The sequence below is a fragment of the Candidatus Enterococcus willemsii genome (assembly GCF_009933335.1).
In the GTDB taxonomy this organism is placed as follows: Bacteria; Bacillota; Bacilli; order Lactobacillales; family Enterococcaceae; genus Enterococcus_F; species Enterococcus_F willemsii.
Window position 1 is genome coordinate 33047 of the sequence record NZ_MAEL01000044.1, and the last position, 20064, is coordinate 53110.

Annotated in this window: 21 protein-coding genes; 6 read left to right on the forward strand and 15 right to left on the reverse strand. The window is 37.5% G+C overall.

Going from position 1 to position 20064, the window contains the following annotated elements:
- Window positions 1-113 precede the first annotated feature (113 nt).
- The 4 genes from BAU17_RS08560 to BAU17_RS08575 form a co-directional block, all read right to left on the reverse strand.
- Window positions 114-512, reverse strand: a complete 399-nt coding sequence (locus BAU17_RS08560; RefSeq protein ID WP_161902398.1) for a zinc ribbon domain-containing protein — start codon at window positions 510-512, stop codon at window positions 114-116.
- Between the two features lie 61 nt (window positions 513-573).
- On the reverse strand, window positions 574-2694 hold the full coding sequence (gene pnp, locus BAU17_RS08565; protein ID WP_161902399.1) for a polyribonucleotide nucleotidyltransferase: 2121 nt from the start codon (window positions 2692-2694) through the stop codon (window positions 574-576).
- 406 nt (window positions 2695-3100) lie between these two features.
- Window positions 3101-3370 (reverse strand): 30S ribosomal protein S15, encoded by a 270-nt coding sequence (rpsO, locus tag BAU17_RS08570; protein ID WP_161902400.1) that lies wholly within the window; start codon window positions 3368-3370, stop codon window positions 3101-3103.
- 174 nt (window positions 3371-3544) lie between these two features.
- Complete coding sequence (locus BAU17_RS08575) at window positions 3545-3976, reverse strand: VOC family protein (RefSeq protein WP_161902401.1); 432 nt, start codon at window positions 3974-3976, stop codon at window positions 3545-3547.
- A 167-nt stretch (window positions 3977-4143) separates the two neighbouring features.
- On the opposite strand from BAU17_RS08575, the gene BAU17_RS08580 reads away from it, so the two are divergent.
- A complete protein-coding gene (locus BAU17_RS08580) occupies window positions 4144-4437 on the forward strand; it encodes a rhodanese-like domain-containing protein (protein ID WP_161902402.1) in 294 nt (97 codons plus the stop codon).
- Window positions 4438-4481: 44 nt separating this feature from the next.
- Here BAU17_RS08580 and BAU17_RS08585 read toward each other — a convergent pair whose 3' ends face one another.
- Window positions 4482-5093, reverse strand: a complete 612-nt coding sequence (locus BAU17_RS08585; RefSeq protein ID WP_161902403.1) for a hypothetical protein — start codon at window positions 5091-5093, stop codon at window positions 4482-4484.
- A gap of 220 nt (window positions 5094-5313) precedes the next feature.
- Here BAU17_RS08585 and BAU17_RS08590 point away from each other — a divergent pair, with 220 nt between their 5' ends.
- Window positions 5314-5934 (forward strand): NAD(P)H-dependent oxidoreductase, encoded by a 621-nt coding sequence (locus tag BAU17_RS08590; protein WP_161902404.1) that lies wholly within the window; start codon window positions 5314-5316, stop codon window positions 5932-5934.
- A 37-nt stretch (window positions 5935-5971) separates the two neighbouring features.
- Here the strand turns inward: BAU17_RS08590 and BAU17_RS08595 are convergent, their stop codons facing one another.
- A complete protein-coding gene (locus tag BAU17_RS08595; protein WP_161902405.1) occupies window positions 5972-7138 on the reverse strand; it encodes an AI-2E family transporter in 1167 nt (388 codons plus the stop codon).
- A gap of 13 nt (window positions 7139-7151) precedes the next feature.
- The gene (locus BAU17_RS08600; protein WP_161902406.1) at window positions 7152-7502 is read right to left on the reverse strand and encodes a PTS glucitol/sorbitol transporter subunit IIA; all 351 of its coding nucleotides are present in this window, start codon (window positions 7500-7502) and stop codon (window positions 7152-7154) included.
- Window positions 7503-7605: 103 nt separating this feature from the next.
- Here BAU17_RS08600 and BAU17_RS08605 point away from each other — a divergent pair, with 103 nt between their 5' ends.
- From BAU17_RS08605 to BAU17_RS14120, 3 genes are read left to right on the forward strand one after another with little or no spacing between them, the layout of a single operon-like run.
- On the forward strand, window positions 7606-8628 hold the full coding sequence (locus BAU17_RS08605) for a lactonase family protein (protein ID WP_161902407.1): 1023 nt from the start codon (window positions 7606-7608) through the stop codon (window positions 8626-8628).
- Window positions 8629-8672: 44 nt separating this feature from the next.
- The gene (locus BAU17_RS08610; RefSeq protein WP_161902408.1) at window positions 8673-9023 is read left to right on the forward strand and encodes a hypothetical protein; all 351 of its coding nucleotides are present in this window, start codon (window positions 8673-8675) and stop codon (window positions 9021-9023) included.
- A gap of 20 nt (window positions 9024-9043) precedes the next feature.
- Window positions 9044-9205 carry a hypothetical protein gene (locus BAU17_RS14120; protein ID WP_202622304.1) on the forward strand — a complete coding sequence of 54 codons (162 nt, stop codon included), beginning with the start codon at window positions 9044-9046 and terminating at the stop codon, window positions 9203-9205.
- Between the two features lie 46 nt (window positions 9206-9251).
- Here BAU17_RS14120 and BAU17_RS08615 read toward each other — a convergent pair whose 3' ends face one another.
- The 8 genes from BAU17_RS08615 to BAU17_RS08650 form a co-directional block, all read right to left on the reverse strand.
- Window positions 9252-10754, reverse strand: coding sequence for an Lsa family ABC-F type ribosomal protection protein (locus tag BAU17_RS08615; RefSeq protein ID WP_161902409.1), 1503 nt, complete (start codon window positions 10752-10754; stop codon window positions 9252-9254).
- Window positions 10755-11004: 250 nt separating this feature from the next.
- Window positions 11005-11583 (reverse strand): DEAD/DEAH box helicase family protein, encoded by a 579-nt coding sequence (locus BAU17_RS08620; RefSeq protein WP_161902410.1) that lies wholly within the window; start codon window positions 11581-11583, stop codon window positions 11005-11007.
- 286 nt (window positions 11584-11869) lie between these two features.
- A complete protein-coding gene (locus BAU17_RS08625; RefSeq protein ID WP_161902411.1) occupies window positions 11870-12298 on the reverse strand; it encodes a hypothetical protein in 429 nt (142 codons plus the stop codon).
- Between the two features lie 104 nt (window positions 12299-12402).
- Entirely contained in the window at window positions 12403-13014 is a 612-nt protein-coding gene (locus BAU17_RS08630) for a PepSY domain-containing protein (RefSeq protein WP_161902412.1), read from the reverse strand.
- Window positions 13015-13105: 91 nt separating this feature from the next.
- Window positions 13106-14452 carry a sensor histidine kinase gene (locus tag BAU17_RS08635; protein ID WP_161902413.1) on the reverse strand — a complete coding sequence of 449 codons (1347 nt, stop codon included), beginning with the start codon at window positions 14450-14452 and terminating at the stop codon, window positions 13106-13108.
- Window positions 14452-15126 (reverse strand): response regulator transcription factor, encoded by a 675-nt coding sequence (locus BAU17_RS08640; RefSeq protein ID WP_161902414.1) that lies wholly within the window; start codon window positions 15124-15126, stop codon window positions 14452-14454. The genes BAU17_RS08635 and BAU17_RS08640 overlap by 1 nt, the downstream gene beginning before the upstream one ends.
- 125 nt (window positions 15127-15251) lie before the next feature.
- The gene (locus tag BAU17_RS08645) at window positions 15252-17981 is read right to left on the reverse strand and encodes a cation-translocating P-type ATPase (RefSeq protein ID WP_161902415.1); all 2730 of its coding nucleotides are present in this window, start codon (window positions 17979-17981) and stop codon (window positions 15252-15254) included.
- Window positions 17982-18300: 319 nt separating this feature from the next.
- Window positions 18301-19035 carry a tetratricopeptide repeat protein gene (locus BAU17_RS08650; protein ID WP_237579099.1) on the reverse strand — a complete coding sequence of 245 codons (735 nt, stop codon included), beginning with the start codon at window positions 19033-19035 and terminating at the stop codon, window positions 18301-18303.
- A gap of 182 nt (window positions 19036-19217) precedes the next feature.
- Between BAU17_RS08650 and BAU17_RS08655 the strand changes: the two genes are divergently transcribed.
- A complete protein-coding gene (locus BAU17_RS08655; RefSeq protein ID WP_161902416.1) occupies window positions 19218-20000 on the forward strand; it encodes a TerC family protein in 783 nt (260 codons plus the stop codon).
- The last annotated feature ends 64 nt before the right edge of the window (window positions 20001-20064 follow it).

The following is a 20064-nucleotide window of genomic DNA, read 5'->3' on the forward strand; positions in this document are numbered from 1 at the left end:
AGCTGCGCTTTCTTACGAGAGCTGTACTCTCTTAATCCCTTACATTCTTCACACAAAAACATCTCATTCAGTACTTGGTTGCTCTATCTTTATCATTAGTAAGCACTTTCCTTCTACACCTTTTTGACAAATTGGTGGTGACACTTTGTACAACGTACTTTGATTTTTCCTCGGCCTCGGGGAGCACGAATTTGCTGTTTGCATTCGGGACAACGAAAATAAACGTACTCTTTGCGATTGGTAAAAGCTTCTTTTTTGTTTCTAAAACGAGCCAATACTTTGTTGCGAAGCGCCAAATATTTTTGATTTTCATTTGAACGAACGTAGATACGTTTAGAAAAGAAACGATAATAAGCGACAATAATCAAAATATACGCAATCCAACTAAGGAATTTTAGTGGAAGGAATAGCAAAATGATTGCTGTCACGAGAAGTAACTTACCTAACGCATCAAGATGTCCGTATCGTCCTTTCATGAATTTCATGAGTTTTAGTTTCCAGTTTTGTTTCATTTCTGTTCCTCCAAATATGTTAAAAAAGTTAGGGTAACATTCTACCCTAACTTTCAGCTATTTATTTTTCTTCTTTTGTTTCTTCTGTTAATAAGGCTTTTCTTGAAAGGTTCACACGACCTTGTTTGTCGATTTCTGTGACTTTCACTAAGATTTCATCGCCTAATTTCACAACGTCTTCTACTTTGTTGACGCGTTCGTTTGCTAATTGAGAAATGTGGACTAAGCCATCTTTTCCTTTGATTAAGTTTACGAAGCAACCAAATTTTTCAATGCGGACAACTTTACCTAAGTAAACTTCGCCAACTTTGATTTCTTTTGTTAAATCTTCAATAATCTTAATTGCTTTTTTGATCATGTCTGCATCAGCAGAAGCGATTGATACGTTACCGTCTTGATCGATATCAATTTTCACGCCAGTTTCTTCAATAATACCGTTAATGGTGTCGCCACCTTTACCGATAACATCTTTGATTTTAGCTGGTTCAATTTTAATCATTTCAATTTTCGGTGCGTATTCACTTAACTCTTCGCGAGGTTCAGCAATCGTAGATGTTAATTCATCAAGAATTTCCATACGCGCTTGTTTCGCTTGGTCTAAGGCTTCACGTAAAATTTGTTCCGTGATACCTTGGATTTTAATATCCATTTGTAGAGCTGTAATTCCGTCTTTTGTTCCAGCAACTTTAAAGTCCATGTCGCCTAAGTGGTCTTCTAGACCTTGAATGTCTGTTAAGATTGTATAGTTTTCACCATCAGATACAAGTCCCATTGCAATACCAGCAACTGGTGCTTTAATTGGCACACCTGCATCCATTAAGGATAATGTTCCTGCACAAATACTTGCTTGAGAAGATGAACCGTTCGATTCTAACACTTCAGCAACTAAACGGATTGTGTAAGGGAATGTTTCTTCATTTGGAATGACTTGTGCCAACGCACGCTCACCTAAGGCACCATGTCCAATTTCACGACGACCCGGAGAACCGGCACGACCTGTTGAACCTACAGAAAATTGAGGGAAATTGTAGTGATGGATGAAACGTTTTGATTCTTCCACACCTAGTCCGTCAATAATTTGGTGTTCGCCTAAAGGAGCTAAGGTACACGCTGATAACGCTTGTGTTTGGCCACGAGTAAATAATCCTGAACCATGCACGCGAGGTAATAAACCAACTTCTGATGCCAATGAACGAATTTCATCCAATTTACGGCCATCAGGACGGATTTTATCAATTGTAATCAATTCGCGAACCACATCTTTTTCAAGATCTTCAGCGATTTGTTTCACTTCTTTGGTTAATTGTGCGGCTTCTTCTGCTTCTAATTCAGCAGCTTTTTCTGCGTACACTTCTTTAACGATTTCTTTTACTTTTTCAATTTCATCTTCACGAGCTAATTTTTCTTCTGTTAAGACTGCTGTTTTCATTGTTTGGTAGTAAGCATCAAAAATGTCTTTTTTCAAATCTGCAGAGACTTGCAATAATTTAACTTCCATTTTTTCTTTGCCGACTGCTGCAACAATTTCTTCTTGGAAAGCAACTAATTCTTTAATTGCTTCATGCCCGAATAATAATGCACCTAACATGTCTGCTTCTGATACTTCTTTGGCACCAGATTCAACCATGTTAATCGCATCTTTTGTACCAGCAACGGTTAATTCGATATCTGTTGCTTCTGCTTGGTCAACTGTTGGGTTCAAGATGTATTCGCCGTTAACACGACCAACATCTACACCTGCAATTGGTCCGTCAAAAGGAATATCTGAAATGGATAGTGCTAATGATGATCCTAGCATTGCTGCCATTGATGGTGAGCAATCTTGTTCCACACTCATCACGATGTTTGTTACTTGGACTTCGTTACGGAAGCCTTCTGCAAACATTGGACGGATTGGACGGTCGATTAAACGTGCTGTTAACGTTGCGTCTGTACTTGGACGTCCTTCACGCTTGATAAATCCTCCTGGAATTTTCCCTACTGCATACATTTTTTCTTCATAATTAATTGTTAACGGGAAGAAATCTGTGTCTTTTGCTTCTTTAGAGGCTACAGCTGCACTCAAGACAACGGTATCTCCATAACGTACTAGAACAGCACCATTTGCTTGTTTGGCAAGTTGTCCGACTTCGATTTCTAATGGACGTCCGCCCCAAGTTGTTTTAAATACTTGCTTTGTCATAAAGTTCTCCTTTTCCACTGTGAGTCAAGGCTGCTACTAAACAAATGAAGGCATTGAATAATTTCAGTGCTTTCATTTGGTTAGTAGTAAGCCAAGCCAACAATCACAGTCTTTGTTTTTTGTTTTGTTTTTTCGGTTGGAAATCCACCTAATTGCCAACACTGTTCACCCGCTTCATCCCTGGGTGTCAGATGATACTTTCAATCAGTCCTCTATGGGTTTTGATGACTATGCTCTTAATTCCTTACGGTCGTTGAATCACTGTGTTTCTTACGAAGGTAACTACGCTCCCGGTGGTCGCCTAGTACTGTTCAACATCTGCTCTCAGCTCCCGATGGTCGCTGAGTCGCAGTGTTTCACAGCAAAAAAGTGAGATTCGGTTGAACCTCACTTCTCTTTTGTCTGATTAACGACGTAATCCTAAAGCTTTGATCAATTCGCGGTAGCGTGCTACGTCTTTGTTACGTAGGTAAGCTAACAAGTTACGACGGTGACCAACTTTTTTCATTAAACCACGGTATGAATGGTGATCTTTTTTGTGTTCACGGATGTGAGCATTCAAAGTATTGATTTCTTCAGTTAATACAGCGATTTGTACTTCTGGAGAACCAGTATCTCCTTCATGACGAGCAAATTGGTTAATGATTTCGTTTTTACGTTCTTTAGAAATTGCCATGTTTTCCACCTCTTTCGATTATTTCCCTGCAACTGAGTAAAACGTTGGTGATTCGTTAAACCAAGTGACAGGCAGTGCTTGATGCACAGTAACACTTTACTTGATTCTAGCGAAAAAATCAAGGTTTCTCTCTCGATTTATCCAAAAGAAATGAAAACCAGTTGAAACTATTTATTAATCAATGATTAACATCTCTTGTTCATCAAACTGCCAATCCCCACCATAAGCAACTTCCCAATAATAACCGTCTAAATCTTGGAAATAACCACTATAACCACCCCAATCGGTTGGTTGTGGTTCTTTGGCAATATGTCCACCAGCTTTGCGGACCAATGTCATCATTTGATCCACTTCTGCTTGTGATTTCAAATTACAAGCAAGCGTTATTCCAGAAAAGTGTGAACGGCTGATTGTCGGTGGATTGGTTTCATTAATATCTTTAGCAAGCTGTTCAATGGGAAATAATTCTAATTTACTACCTTGATTATTAAAAAAGACAATGGGCGCGTCCGCTCGTGCAGTCGTTTGAAAACCAAGTTGCTGATAAAAAGCCAGTGATGCTTGTAAATCCTGTACTCCTAGACAAACTAAATTAATGCGATTCATGCTGATTCCTCCTTTTTTTCTTAGTATACCACGCCTAAATTTTTTAGTTTTTCTGAAAATAATTAAGATTTGTTTCATTATTTTTTCATCTACATGCATATACATTGCAAATCACATCAAAACCGCCTAAAATCAATCACATCCAAGAAGAAAAGAGGATTTCTTATATGAATTCAATTAATGTACAAGATTTTCAGATGTTACTAGCCAATCAACCTGTTGCTATTTTGGATATCCGTGACAACACGGCCTTTAATGAAGGACACTTGTCAGGATCAATTTCGATGCCTACTACAAGCTTACCTAACCGTTTAAATGAATTAGATAAAGAAACGACATACTATGTTATCAGTCATTCTGGTCGTCGTTCAGATATTATTGCTCAATTTTTAAACAATCATGGATTTGACGCAATGCACGTGATTGGTGGAATGAAAGCATTCCGTAAAGAAGCAGCCTAAAAAAAGTTGTTCCCTTTCTCATGGAAAGTGGAGCAACTTTTTTTCTATTTTTCTATATATATAGAAGCCAACATACTCTGTTTACATATCATAAACCCAACCTCAGGAAGCATAGTCGTTTCCTTGACCTCGCTAGATACTAACAAATCCACACCTAAATCTGCCATTGGAAGATAGATTTCTTCTAAATTCACACTTGTTTCTAAAATAAATGTTAACTGATGGTCTTTTACAAGTTGTGCGATTTCTAGCATCCTAGGTAACATTGCTGCCGTATCTTCGGTATAATTCATAACGAATGCTGAGATAGTCGCATCCGCTCTTAATACTTGCTCGATTTCAGTTACTTCGGGAATGTCATGAAATGAGTAGCTACAATGAGGCATCGCTTGCTCTTTTACTAAATGAGCAATTCTACAATCGTCCTGTTCTTCACAGATTAATAATTTTCCTTCTATAGAAGTGAGAAAGCTTGCTAAACAAAACTGACGACTGTCTTGGACTAACACACTACAGTAGTTTGTTTCAGAGACTCCGACTAAATTTAATAAGCGATTTCGGATATAGTCCATAATAATTTGACAATCATTTTGCCATGTAATAGCTGGACTATATCGATAAGGTTCTGCTATCATTGCACTCTCGTAACGTTTCATTTTCAGTCACCTCTTATTATCTTTTAGTACCCTTAGCTTAGCATCTGAATGTAAAGTTTCGAACGAAATCGACTAACGATTCCGTTACTTTTGTAAATCCAAGGTAAATTTTTTCAAATAAATTTACTTCCTATCTTTGAAAACCTTATCGCTTCTTGTATACTGACTTTGTGAAGCATTTTATATTTTATACTATTCTAATGAATGAAGGAGCGATTCTATGGCTACATTATTAGCAGTCAAAGCACACCCACTAACGAATGAAGCATCCAAATCAATGAAAGTATTGTATGCTTTTTTAGATAGTTACCAAAAAAGTCACCCGGAAGATGACATTATTACTTTGGACTTGTATCATGAAGATTTTCCTGAAATTGACCATGATATTATGACTGGTTGGCAAGCATTAAAAGCTGGTAAATCAATGGCAGATTTGTCCTCAGAGCAACAACGAAAAATCACTCGTTTTAATGCGTCGACCGAACAATTTTTAACCGTTGATAAACTGGTTATTGCCAATGGTTTATGGAACTTAAACATTCCGACGCGCTTAAAAGCATGGTTTGATACGATTAACGTCGCTGGAAAAACCTTTAAATATACTGAAAGAGGCCCTGTCCCGTTAACAACCGGTAAAAAAGCATTGCACATTCAAGCGAGTGGTGGTGCTTATGAAGGACAAGATTTCGCCTCACAATATGTGAAAGGTATTTTAAATTTTGTCGGTGTGACTGATGTACAGCAAGTATTTATTGAAGGTGCCGATCATCAACCTGAACGAACAGATGAAATTATCGCTGAAGGCATCGCCAAAGCGGAAGAAATTAGCTTGACATTCTAATAAAGAAGGCTTCCTCAGAAATAGAGGAAGCCTTCTTTCATGTTTCTTTATTTTCAACCGCTGGTTTGGGTTCTTCATAAAGTTTTGACACACTTTGATACCAAGTAAAGATGTTTGAAATGACCACTTTAATCGCTGCATAAGCCGGGATTCCTAAAATTACTCCAGCTAAACCATAAATTTTTCCTGAAGTTAACAGAACCAATAAAATGGTTACAGGGTGAATCGATAATTGACTGCCTAGTACTAATGGCGAAATTACGCGTCCTTCAATCGTCTGCTCAATAACAAAAACAATCAATATTTTTAATAACAAGACTGGTCCGCCCACAATCCCCAAAAATACAGCTGGAACCATCGCCAAGAACGAACCTAAATAAGGAATTAAATTCAATGCACCTGCCACAATCCCTAAGGTAATCGCATAATCCAAGCCAATAATTGAAAAGCCAATCATAAACATAACTGCCACAGCAAACGCAACCGTTAGCTGACCACGAATATAAGAAGACACTTGATCATTGACTTCAGACAACACTTTCATCGTTGGTTTACGCATTTTTGTTGGTAAAAAACCTACCACATAAGGTCCTAATTTCTTACCATCCTTCAACAAATAAAAAAGAATGAATGGCATTGTAATTAAAGCGACAACAACTGAAGCTACTGCTCCAAAAAAGTTTCCTAAATTTTGAAATGTTGTTTTTGATAGATTTTGGATAACCTCCGTAATCGAAGCCATTAATTTTTCACCTGACGTTGCCAATTGTTCTTGCACTTGACTAAACATAGGGTCAGACAACAAATTGTTCGTCGTCTCTTCCACAACTTTTACATAGCCTGGAAAATTATCAACAAAACTCAATGTCTGTTCTTGAATTTTCGGAATAATCACTACAATTCCCCAAGCAATCAAGCCAATCACTAGAACAAACAAGCCGATAATACTATATAGACGCTTGACGCCTTTCTTTTCTAAAAAATCAACCACTGGATTCATTAAGTAATACAAAATACCTGCTAAAATAATTGGCAAGCCAACAACAGCTAAAAATTGCCAAACAGGCGTAAATAAATAAGATACTTTGGTAAATAAGTTAATAATTAATAAAATGAGCAATACAATCAGTAATGCTGATACCACTTGATTGTTTAAAAACCATTTCCAAAACCAAGAAAGTGGTTGCTTACTTTTTTTCTCCATATAATTGGTTCACCTACCCTTTGTACGTAATCGTCATTCCTTCAGTAATTTCTGGCATTTCTGTGGGTGTGAGATAGACTGTGCTCGACAACTTATCTGTTGGTACATCAGAAAAGACAAAAGAGATATGTTGAATCGCTTGTAAATTTTTATTTGCATAATTTCCGACATACGTAATTCGATACTCTTGCTCTCCAAAGAGGATTTTATCTCCTACGGCTAGTTCAACATCTTCTGATGACATTTCTTGAATCACAGAATATGGGCGTAAGCCATCTGTCACATGCTCACCAAAAAAGATTAAAATATTTTCTTTTTTGTCGATAGCATGCGGCCCAATTTCTAATATTTTACTTTGGCGCATCTACAGAACTCCCTTCTTTCATTCGGATAAATAAATTATAACACATTCTTCTTTTTTAAGTTGTGTGGTAAAATAAATATAATCTATTTTAGGAGGGAACAAAATGTTAGAAAAAATGTTATTAGGTACCTATACTCGTCGTGAAAGTAAAGGCATTTATTCTTTAGTATTAGATACAGAGAAAGAAGATTTAGTTGATTTAGAATTACTTACTGAAGAAAACAGTCCTACGTATCTGGCACGTAGCAAAAAAGGTGCGGTTTATTCTGTGACTGAAGTAGATGGCAAAGGTGGCGCTAGTGCATATGACGCGAAGTTCCAATTTTTAAATGCGGTTACAGAAGAAGGCGCTCCCTTGTGTTATGTAGCAGTTGATGAAGCACGCCAATTGGTTTATGGTGCAAACTATCATAAAGGGGAAGTCAATGTTTATAAAATCTTAGCAGACGGTTCTTTAGAAGCAACCGATGCTGTTTACCATGACGAACCTGTTGGTCCACATGAAAATCAAAACGTACCACATGTTCATTATACTGATTTAACACCAGACGGACGTCTTGTTGTTTGTGACTTAGGAACAGATCGTGTCTACACGTACGATGTATCAGACGAAGGCAAATTAACAGAAGTCGCAACTTTTGTCGCACCGGCTGGAACTGGTCCCCGTCATTTAGTATTCAATCCAAACGAAAAATTCGCTTACCTATTTGGTGAATTAGCTAGTACTGTTCTTGTTTTAGCTTATGATAGTGCAACTGGTACTTTCGAACAAAAACAAGTTTTATCTACTTTACCAGAAGACTTCGAAGGATTTAACGGTGGTGCAGCGATTCGTATTTCTAGTGATGCGAAATTTATCTATTTATCAAACCGTGGACACAATTCTCTTGCAGTCTTTGCTGTTAGCGAAGATGGTTCAAGTTTAACTTTTGTTCAACACATTTCAACAGAGGGTGATCACCCTCGTGACTTTGCCTTAGATCCAACGGAACAATTTGTTGTTTGTGCTAACCAAAATACAGACAATCTTACATTGTATCGTCGTGATGCTGAGAATGGTACATTGAGCTTAATCAAAAAAGATATCTACGCACCAGAGTGTGTTTGTGTCTTATTTGAAAAATAAAAACTACAGCTGAAGCCTCGTCTTCACGCTACAGGAGGATTGTTATGTTTTCCAAAACCCCAGTGGAATTAATTGTCAAAGACTTTTCAAATATTTACAATAAATGTCAATCTGCTTATGAACTTGTCTCTAGTCGCCGTTACAATGAATCGTTGGCTATTTTAACAACCGCAGAAGCATATGCGATTGCCGAAAAAGCATATGTCCGTTGTGATACGTTTAAAGAATTGCAAACAAAAGAAATCGAAGCCTTCGTTAATGCTTTTGATGCTTTTTATTTTGAACTAAAGCAAGTACTCTTCCATACCAACGATGATTTAAAGTCATTACACAAACGTCTGACAGAAATGAGTGCCGCTTACGAACAAGTCAACTCTTCGTTCAATTTGTTTTAAAAAAGAAACGAGGGAAACACATGAATGCAATAGATGTACTTGATCGCTTGAAAGAAGAACTAAATGTCCCTTTTCTCCAAATTAAATTGGAAGAAAAAGAATACACCGAAGCTGACTATCAGCAATTAAAGACCGATTTAGTGCAGTACTTTGACGATTATGTGCGTAATGTAGAAAACTAGATACACACCATAAAGCCCCCTAACGACAGCGTTAAGGGGCTTTATTTTATAGATTTTCAGTAAGTGTAATCACTTCTGTTGCAACCTTACGTAAGAAAGTAGCATCATGTTCTACGATCAACATGGTTGGTTTTACTGATTGAATCATTTCCTCTAATTGTTGATGATTAAAGACGTCCAAATAATTTAGCGGTTCATCCCAAATAAATAATTCAGCAGGCGTTGCTAGCGATTTGGCTAACTCTACACGCTTACGTTGTCCCATACTCATATCCTCAATCCGATTATGAAACACTTTGCGTTCTACCCCTAATTTACGTAAATTATTCAATAACTCTTGATACGATAACTGGTTTGCTTCAGCAAATTCTTGCAACGTTCCACGATTGTCCTCATAGTTCTGACGGACATAACTAATCGACACTCCTTGAGGTTGAATAACTTCCCCACTTGCTTCACCAGTAAATGTTCCTAATAAATACTGAATAATGGAAGACTTTCCAGAACCGTTGGGACCTTGAATTGCGATGCGCTCGCCTTGTTGAATCGCAAATGAAATTGGCGCAAACAACGCTTTATCATCATACCGCAATTGTAAATTTTTAACAGATAGTAATTGCTTACGATGTGTTGGCTGATAATTGATACTTAATGAATCGACATATTCAATATCTTTTAGTAGTTGTTCTTTAGCACTTGCTTGATCTTCCATCCGCTTTACAATCGCTTTCGAACGTTTCATCGTTCGTGCAGCTCGAGCACCGATTGCACCTGTATCGTAAATAGCACCACTCCCTTTTTTATTGGGAGAGCCTAATTTGTCGCGTTCTCTTCCTCGCGACCACTCGGCTTTTTCGGCAGCGGTTTGTTTCAAGCGACCAATTTCTCGTTTGAGTTTGGTATTTTGTTCTTGCTCATACGCATCACGCAGACCTTTTTGTTCTTCATATACAGAAAAATTCCCTTGGTAAAGGACTAGCTGGCTTTTTTCAATAGACAAGACATGATCCACTACTTCATCGACAAAACTGCGGTCATGGCTGACAACAACGAAGCCTTGCTTCTTCCCTTTTAAATAGTCCGCTACTTGCTTACGAGCAGTTACATCTAAATGATTAGTTGGTTCATCAATCAATGGATAATTCACATCATCCACAAATAGCAATGCTAATAATACTTTCGTCTGCTCACCGCCAGATAAACTATCAAACGGACGCCACAAAATATCGGCATCAACTGCCAATAGATTCAACTCTCGTTCAATTTTCCATTGTTCAAAATCAGATAATTCTTGTAACACATAATAAGTTAATTGTGTTTTATCTAATACCGTTTGGGGAAAATACGTAAAATGCAATTGATGTTCAATTTTACCACTATACGGATATTCTCCCATCAACAAGCGTAATAAGGTCGTTTTTCCCCGTCCATTCCGACCAATTAATCCTAATTTCCATTCCGATTGTAACGTTAAGTTCGTATGATCGAACAACAAAGTTGCCTGTGTATCAAATCCAAACGTCATATTTTTTATTTCGATAGTTGTCATGTTTTTCCTCCTATGCTTTAAAAGCAAAAAAACACTTCCCTATTTTCAGGACAAGTGTTGAAAGAAGAGTACACAAAAAGACCCTCTATCGAAAAACCACCAATCCTGAAAATCTACACACTTCCCCATAGAAAAGAAAAGTCTTAATGTAGCTTCAACAAATTGGCTTAGTTTTTCAATAGATGATCCCTCACTTCGTTTTTTTATTGACTATAGCTTAACATGTTTTGTGCAATTTCACAATTATCTATCACTGAAACATTTGCTTGATTTGTTCAGCGGTTTCTACTGGTGACAAGTTGGTATTGTCAATCACCATCACCGTTGCATTTGGTACTAATTTTTCTAATTCACCAGGCTTAGACATCAACCGTGATTCTGCTGCCGTTAATAGTAACTCTTGTTGTGAATGTTCGATATTGCGTTTTGAAGGTTTTGCTGCCAAACGTGATTCACAGATATTTCGTGACATTCTCGTCTGTAAGTCAGTAACCAACTCTGCTAAAAAGACTTCTTCCCCAGCTTCTAAGAAAATGGCAGAAATATCTTGTAAAAACTGTTGATCTGCTGGACTATCAAAATCAATTAGCACGGTAAAAATAATTGTGTCTGTCGTATTTTCTGCTTTATTCCGAACAAATGCTTGAAACAATTCTTTACGTACCAAGTCAGACAAGCGAAATGTTTCCGAACCATAGTCTAAAAAATTTGCAAATAAATCAATTGTTTGATGATTGTATAAAAGCTTCCCATTTATTTGTTTTTCTAATTCTTTGCCGACAGTCATTTTTCCGACTGCTTGTGCGCCAATTAAGACCACTAATCCCATAAAAAATCCCCCTAAATCAGACACCTTATGTAGTTGAAAATTATTTTTTCTGAATACTGTACCACAAACCAATAAGAATGTATACCTCTTTTAGCCACAAAAAAACCGCCAGATTGGTTAGGTCTGACGGAAAAAGGAGTAATTACTCTACTAAGGAGTAAAATGAAAAATAAAAAGGTTATTGTTGGTTATGAGATAAGTATATAGCCTGAGCCATTTTTTGTCATAAAAATAACCTAATAGTTTTATTAAATATTTCTTGTTTTTCCCTTTGTTTTTATCATTATTATCTTTTTAAGAGCATACTTGTCATGCGTTGAATCGCAAATGAAATTTCTTCTGTCGCTTGGTCTTGTTTTTGTTCAGCAGCATCAAATGCTGTGACATCAATTCCATTTGTGACACTTCCAATCATTTCTTGACAACCTGCAACATAGTCTACATAGGCACGTTCAAATTTTTTATGGATGCCCATCACACGTGCTGGTGGACGTAAACTGCGAACTGTTTCTAGCATCGCTTCATATTGGGTTGTTCCTTCTTGGAAAATTTTACAAATTTCTTCTCGTCGTTCATCGGTAATTGCAGCTGTTTCTTCCTTATCAATCGCTTGACGAATTTCCTCATAACAAGGATGCATTTCTTCACCGATTGCTTCGGTATCTTTCACGATATCATTAATTTTTTGGACATAATAGCCTAAATTAGGTTTCACTCAATCTCCCTACTTTCTTATTAATTGTTCTCATTTTACCTGTTTTTAAAGTGGAAGGAAAGCAAAAAAACATTCTGTCTCCAAATGAAGACAGAATGTTTCTATTAATCGTCTAATTCAACTTCAAGCACTTCACCCGTTTTAGCATCGATTTTGACATTGGTTTCTTTACGTCCATCTTTGACTTGTACATCCCAATACGTCGTGCCCATTTCTTTATCTAAATCCCAATCTTCGGCTTGACCCTTCGCTTCAGCTGTCGCAATTTTGGTAATTTCATCTAATGGTAATAAATCGCTAATATCCAATTTATCTTCTTGACGTTTGACGCCTTTTTGTTCATCAGCATCTAATTTTTCATCTTTTTGCTCTTTGACTTCTTTTGAGTTGGCATCAATGCTTACTTCGTATTCATTATCATCGTCGACACCTTCAACTTTGTAATAGTAATTCCCTAGCGATGAATCCAATTCAATACTTGTAATATCTGAATTTGGATACGTGTCTTGATAGACTTGAATAGCATCTGCTACGGATACATCAAATGTTCCTGTCGTTTGCTCACCTGTGCTACTTTGCTGTGTTTCGGTTGTGGCAGTTGTTTCGGTCGTATTTGTTGGCGTTGAATCACCTGGACTAACGGGATTTTCTGCTGCGCATCCAGCAAATAACAAAGTTAAGGCCGTCGTTCCTACATATAAAATTGATTTCTTCATAAGGCATCCTCCTCTTTAATATCTATCTTTAGTTTACTGAGTTTGTCTGCTTTTGGAAATAAGATTGCATAAAGTCTCCATGAAAAAATCTTCATCTTCGTGGAAATTTGACAGTAAAGATACTCCCTTTTGGATGATTATCTGTCACAATAATTTCCCCTTGATATTTGTCAACGATAGCTGCGACAATCGCCAAACCTACACCTGATCCTTCCACTTGACTAGAACGCGATTGATCAATTCGAAAGAAGCGCTCAAAAATTTTTTCCTTTGCCTCATCCGGGATTCCCATACCTGTATCTTGTACTTCAAGTACAATTTCTTGTTCTGCTCGTAAAGAAATGTTGATTGTGGCATCTGACGGTGAATATTTACGGGCATTATCAAGCAAATTTTGACACACTTGTTGGAGCTCAATTTCATTACCTGGATAATGAATATTCTCTTCAACTGAAAACGTCACAATTTGCGTGCTATTTGTTTGAAGTTTTTCGATTTCTTGCTTAACTAATTTTGAAAAGTCTACTCGTTTTTCCGAATGATTTGTCGTTGTTCTACCTAAAACTAACAATTGGTTCGCCAACGTTTCTAAGCGTTTTGATTCTTTGTCAATAAATTCCATCGAGGGAAGGACGACTTCCGGATGGCTTTGTCCTCGACGTTTAATTAACTGGACATGCCCGCGAATAGCCGCTAGCGGTGTTCGTAATTCATGCGATGCATCCGTCACAAATTGGGTTTCTCGCGCTATTGCTTGTCGTTGTGTCACCAACAAATGATTGAACGAGGTCGCTACTTGCTGCATCTCCCGTGGGTTGTCGGGTACCGTTAATTGTTTTTCTTGACTATTTGTTGTTTCTATCTCTTTCATTTCTTGTGTCATTCGCTGTAATGTACGACTCCACTTACCGACAAAGAAATAAATAATGGCGCTACCTATGATAATCGCAAAAATATTCAAGAACAAGCTAATCATTAACATACGCGAAACCATTTCGATAACCATATTGCCATGAATCGCCAATTCAATCGTTCGATCGACTTGTTGACGTTGTTGAAAATAGTAAACGTCGTCTCCTACAACAATCACACCTTTAAAAATCGGTAATGCTCTGCCTTTGGCTAATTCACTGAAAATCTCTTTACCCTCTGCGGAATAATACGTCGGTCCATCTGCTAGTACAAAACGAATTGCATCATCTTCACTTTTGGCAATCGTCGCATCCGCTAAAGCTTCCCAATCACTTGTTTCTTGGGGTAAGTCTTCTAAAGTTTGAAAGATTTCCTCGGCTTGATTAGTAAGATAATCATAGATTGTATACAAAGAAATACTCACAAATGCCACATTCACCACAAACAGTAAGCCCAATAAAATGCCGACAAAACGACTCGTTAATTGATATTGCGCACCTTGTCTAATTTCTCGCCACTTTTTCATTAGGCATCATCTCTCAAAACATAGCCTACACCACGTACAGTTTGAATGAAGTCACTTGATTCCCCTAGTTTATTTCGTAACGTTCTGACATAAACATCTACAATATTGGTTTGACCCATAAAATCATAACCCCAAACCGTATTTAATAATTCATCACGCGTTTTCACTTCTTCGGGGGTTTTCATTAATTCATACAATACACCAAATTCCTTGGGTGTCAGATACACTTCTTCTTCAGCTACTTGGACTTGATGTTTAGCAATATTCAGTTGTAGTGTATGGTAAGCCAACGTTGTTTCTGCTTGTTTCATCATGCGACGTTCAATTACCCGAATGCGAGCAAACAATTCTTCGATATCAAATGGTTTGGTAAGATAGTCATCGACTCCTGTGTCTAACCCTAAAACAACATCTGTCGTTTGATTACGAGCAGTCATCATAATAATCGGAACATCACTTTCTTTGCGAATTCTTCTTGCAACAGTAATCCCATCATATTTTGGTAACATCCAATCCAGTAATATCAAATCAACTGCTTGTTGCTCAAATGCTTCTAATGCCGCTTGACCATCTTCTACCCAATGTACTTGATAGCCTTCAAAGGTTAATTCTGCTTGGATGAAGCTGGCCAAACTTTCCTCGTCTTCCACTAGTAAAATCGATAATTGTTCCATTTGCACCCCTCCTCTTTTATGATAATAAATGTACTTCTATCATAACATCTTTCGGAATGAATCTTATATGAAAAAATCTTCATAAAAAAAATCAGAGACTAGTTAAACTAATCTCTGATTCATTCTTATTCTTTCCCCATTGCGCGTTGAATGGCTTTAACAATTTCAACAACTGGGATGATTGCGAAGGATGTTCCTACAACAATCCCCCATTGGTACCAGTCTAAGTGTGTTACTTTGAAGATATCATTTAGACCTGGGATAACAATGATTCCCATCATTAGAACAAATGATAGTAGAATTGCCCAGTTGAAGGCTTTGTTTCGGAAAGCACCAACTTTGAACAATGATTGATGCACAGATTTCACGTTAAATGCGTGGAATAACTGCATCAAGCCTAATGTAGCAAAAGCCATTGTTAAAGCATCCGCATGTTGTAAATCGTACAGACCACTTGCTGATAAATCTTGCACGTTCATTGCAGTGTGTGCTGGCCATTTTAATGCAGACCAGTAAACAAACAATACAGCAGCCGCTTCTAAAATACCTTGATAGATAATACTGCTCATAACGCCACCTGAGAAGAAGTTTGAATTTTTCCCACGAGGTTTGTGTGCCATTAAATCTTTTTCAGCTGGTTCCATACCTAAAGCAATTGCTGGGAAGGTATCTGTTACTAAGTTAATCCATAATAAATGAATTGGTAATAACGTGTCCCAAGCAAGTAACGTAGCGATGAATAAGGTTAATACTTCCCCTAAGTTCGCAGCCATTAAATATTGAATCGCTTTTTGAATATTAGAGAAGACTTTACGTCCTTCTTCTACTGCAACAACGATTGTCGCAAAGTTATCATCGGCAAGGACCATGTCAGAAGCACCTTTAGAAACTTCTGTACCAGTAATCCCCATACCAACACCAATGTCCGCTTGTTTTAATGAAGGCGCATCGTTTACACCATCACCTGTCATCGCAACAACTTTACCTTCTTGTTGCCAAGCTTTTACGATACGTACTTTATGCTCTGGCGATACACGTGCATAAACAGAATATTTTGTAATGTTTTTCGCTAAATCAGCGTCAGACATTTGATTTAATTCAGCACCAGTTAAGACAGCATCGTCATCACCTGGTTTGATGATTCCTAGACGTCCCGCAATTGCTTCAGCTGTATCGCGGTGGTCACCAGTAATCATAATTGGTCGAATGCCGGCTTCTTTCGCAACTTTAACCGCACCTGCAGCTTCCGCACGCTCAGGGTCAATCATCCCAACTAGACCAGCAAAGATTAGATTGTTTTCTAAGTCTTCTGATTCTAGTGTTTCAGGAACTGCATCAATATATTTATACGCCATACCTAAGACACGTAAGGCTTGTTTTGCCATATCTGTGTTGTTTGCTAGGATGTTATCTTTTTCGTCTCTGGTCATCGGTACAACTTTACCTTCTAGTAAAGCTTCGTTTGTCCGATTCAATAACACATCTGGTGCACCTTTCACAGCAACTAAGAAACGACCATCTGCTAATTGGTGAACAGTACTCATTAATTTACGATCAGAATCGAATGGTAGATCTGCAACACGAGGTTCGTTTGGTACTTCTTTTTGTACATCGAACCCTTTGTCACGACCAAATTGAATCAATGCCGTTTCAGTCGGGTCACCCATTAGGTTTCCTTCTTGACCGATACGTGTATCGTTGGCATAGTTCATGATTTTTAATGCCATATTATCAACAGGAATATCATCTGATGCAGCATATTGATGATTATCAAAGTATAGTTTTTCAACTGTCATTTGATTTAACGTTAATGTACCTGTTTTATCAGAAGCAATAATATCAGTTGCTCCTAATGTTTCCACAGCTGGTAATTTACGAATCATTGCATTACGTTTTGCCATTACCTGTGTACCTAAAGCTAAAATAATTGTGACAATCGCTGGCAATCCTTCTGGAATTGCGGCTACGGCTAATGAAATAGATGTTAATAACATTTCAACCCAATCACGACCATTTAACACTGTTCCAACGAAGAACATGATGACAGCAATGGCTAAAATAGCAATTGTTAAGAATTTACCTAATTGGTTTAAATTACGTTTCAATGGTGTTTCTGTTTCATCAGCACTTGCTAACATACCAGCAATTTTACCAACTTCGGTATTCATACCAGTATTAACAACAATCCCTTTACCGCGACCATATGTCACGTTACTATTCGAATAAGCCATATTGATTCGGTCACCAATACCGATATCTCCAGCTTCAAGAACTGTTACTTCTTTTTCAACTGGGACAGATTCTCCCGTCAGTGCAGCTTCTTCAATTTTTAAAGAGCTTGCTTCAAACAAACGCATATCTGCAGGAACAACATCCCCTGCTTCTAATAAGACAATATCACCAGGAACTAATTCGTCACTGCTGATAGTTACGCTATGCCCATTACGTAAAACATTTGCATTTGGTGTTGACATTTCACGCAACGCTTCAATTGCTTGTTCAGCTTTTGCTTCTTGGACCACACCCATCACCGCATTAATGATAACTACCGCAAGGATAATCACCGCATCTACCCATTCACGATGACCTTCTGCGTTTGGTACCATTGCTGAAATTGCTGCAGCGACCAATAGGACTAAAATCATTAAATCCTTAAATTGCTCTAAGAATTTTTGTAGCATGGATTTCTTTTTGCCTTCTTCTAGTTCATTTGCTCCATATTGAGACAAACGACTTTTCGCTTCCGCATCAGATAGACCATTTACTGATGTATCTAACTCAGTAAACACAGCTTCTTCTGTTTGTGCATAAAATGCTTGTGTAAGTTGCTCTTTCTTTGCGTTTTCTTCTGACATTTTCTTCCTCCTTCGATTTTGTCTCCATACCCAGCTATTTTTATAAAAAAAAATAGACTTGTGTATGTGCGACACATACATAAGTCTCACTAATTAAGGCAACACCAGAAAAAAATTTTTTTCGGTTGGTGACGTTGCCACAGCGTATGTGCTGCCAGTTACTCCCTCATGAATAAATAAAAACTATTACGAATAATAGTATACAAGAAATTCAAAACAATGACAATTTTTTTGATAGTTTTCTGAAAAAAATTTGAGCATTCGCAATATTACTTTTATATTGAGTAAGTAACAGCAGCTTCCACACTGTCTCGCTAGTTTAAAGACCTCGTAATAGATACCTACCCCATTCTCGCATCGCAACTTTTTCGCCATTTTCAGCAGCTCGTTTTAACCAATACTCGCCGTCTTTAATATTTTTGGTGAAAAATTCACCTCTGATGAGATAAATCCCAAGTAAACGCATGGCTACTAATTCATGCAATTCTTCAGCTGCTAACATAAGGTATTGTTTTCCTTCATCTATATTTTGCGCTAGACTATCTCCATGTAATAAGCGATAACCTAGTACACGCGTTGCAATACCATCCCGACGTTCAACAGCTACACGCAACCATTTTTCTCCTTCAAACGTATTTTTCTCAATCCCTACGCCATCTAATAAGCGAACCCCCAAATCAACAATAGCCCATAAATCCCCACTTTCTGCAGAGCGGCGTAACCAAAGCTCGCCTTCAATTGAATCAACTGAACAGCCAATTCCTGTTAAATAGCAATAAGCAAGTTCATTCATGGCACCGGTATCTCCGACATTTGCGGCGGCTTTCAACCATTTAAAACCTTCTTGATTCTTTTCTTTCTTTTGCTTTTCAGCTAAATCAATCACATTGTCTGTGATTATCTTTGTTTCTTCTGACTCTTCGATAGTTGGAACTTCTTCATTGGATTCTTCTTCATCCTGTTTCTTATCGACACCTAATGATTTGGAAATTCGTCTAAACATTGATTGTTTCTTCTCTTTATCATCATCTAAACCCAATCTAATCATCTCCATTTTTTCATCTTTTTTTAATCATAATAAAAAAAGCGACTTTTTGCAAAAATTCAATTTGTCTTCTAGGCTCGAAAATTTACATCTATAACTTGATATGATAGTATTCAGAAGGGATTTATTTGTCTTCTCATGAAAGATAAATATTTTTTATTTTTTTATATTAAAGGAGGAGTTACATAACATTGGAAGCCATATTATTGAAATATGTTTGGGTATTTATTGTATTAATTGTGTTAGAGGGGTTATTAGCAACAGATAATGCTGTCGTCATGGCAGTAATGGTGAAACATTTACCGAAAGAACAGCAACAAAAAGCTTTATTATATGGATTATTCGGAGCGGTTATTTTCCGATTTTTCGCCATCTTTTTGATTACCGTTTTAGTTAACTTCTGGCAAATACAAGCGATTGGCGCTATCTATCTCTTGAGTATGTCAGGAAAACATCTTTACGAAACTTTCACTAGTTCAGACAACGAAGATGAAACAAAAGCACCAAAGAAAACATCGGGTTTTTGGCTAACGGTGCTAAAAGTAGAATTAGCAGATATTGCCTTTGCTGTTGATTCCATTTTAGCGGCAGTTGCGATTGCTGTGACATTACCTAGTCTAGGAGACATTAGCATTGGTGGCATTAATGCTGGACCATTTGCAGTCATGTTCTTAGGTGGTTTAGTCGGTGTTGTGATGATGCGTTTTGCTGCTCGCTCATTTGTGACATTGTTGGAAAAATTTCCATCGCTAGAAACAGCAGCCTTCTTAATCGTTGGCTGGGTGGGTGTAAAGCTAGCCGTTTTAACTTTAAGTCATGAAAAATTAGGGATTATTCCACATGCTTTCCCACATTCTACTTTATGGGAAGTTATCTTCTGGTCAGTCCTACTCTTAATTGCAGTCCTAGGATTTATCACAAGTATGAAACAACCTAGCCCTGCAAAAGATTCAGCACCAATCGATTTTGATTAATAATAATTGGAAGGAGTAGAGCAATCTACTCCTTTTTTGTATGAAAAAAGAGAATGACACGTGA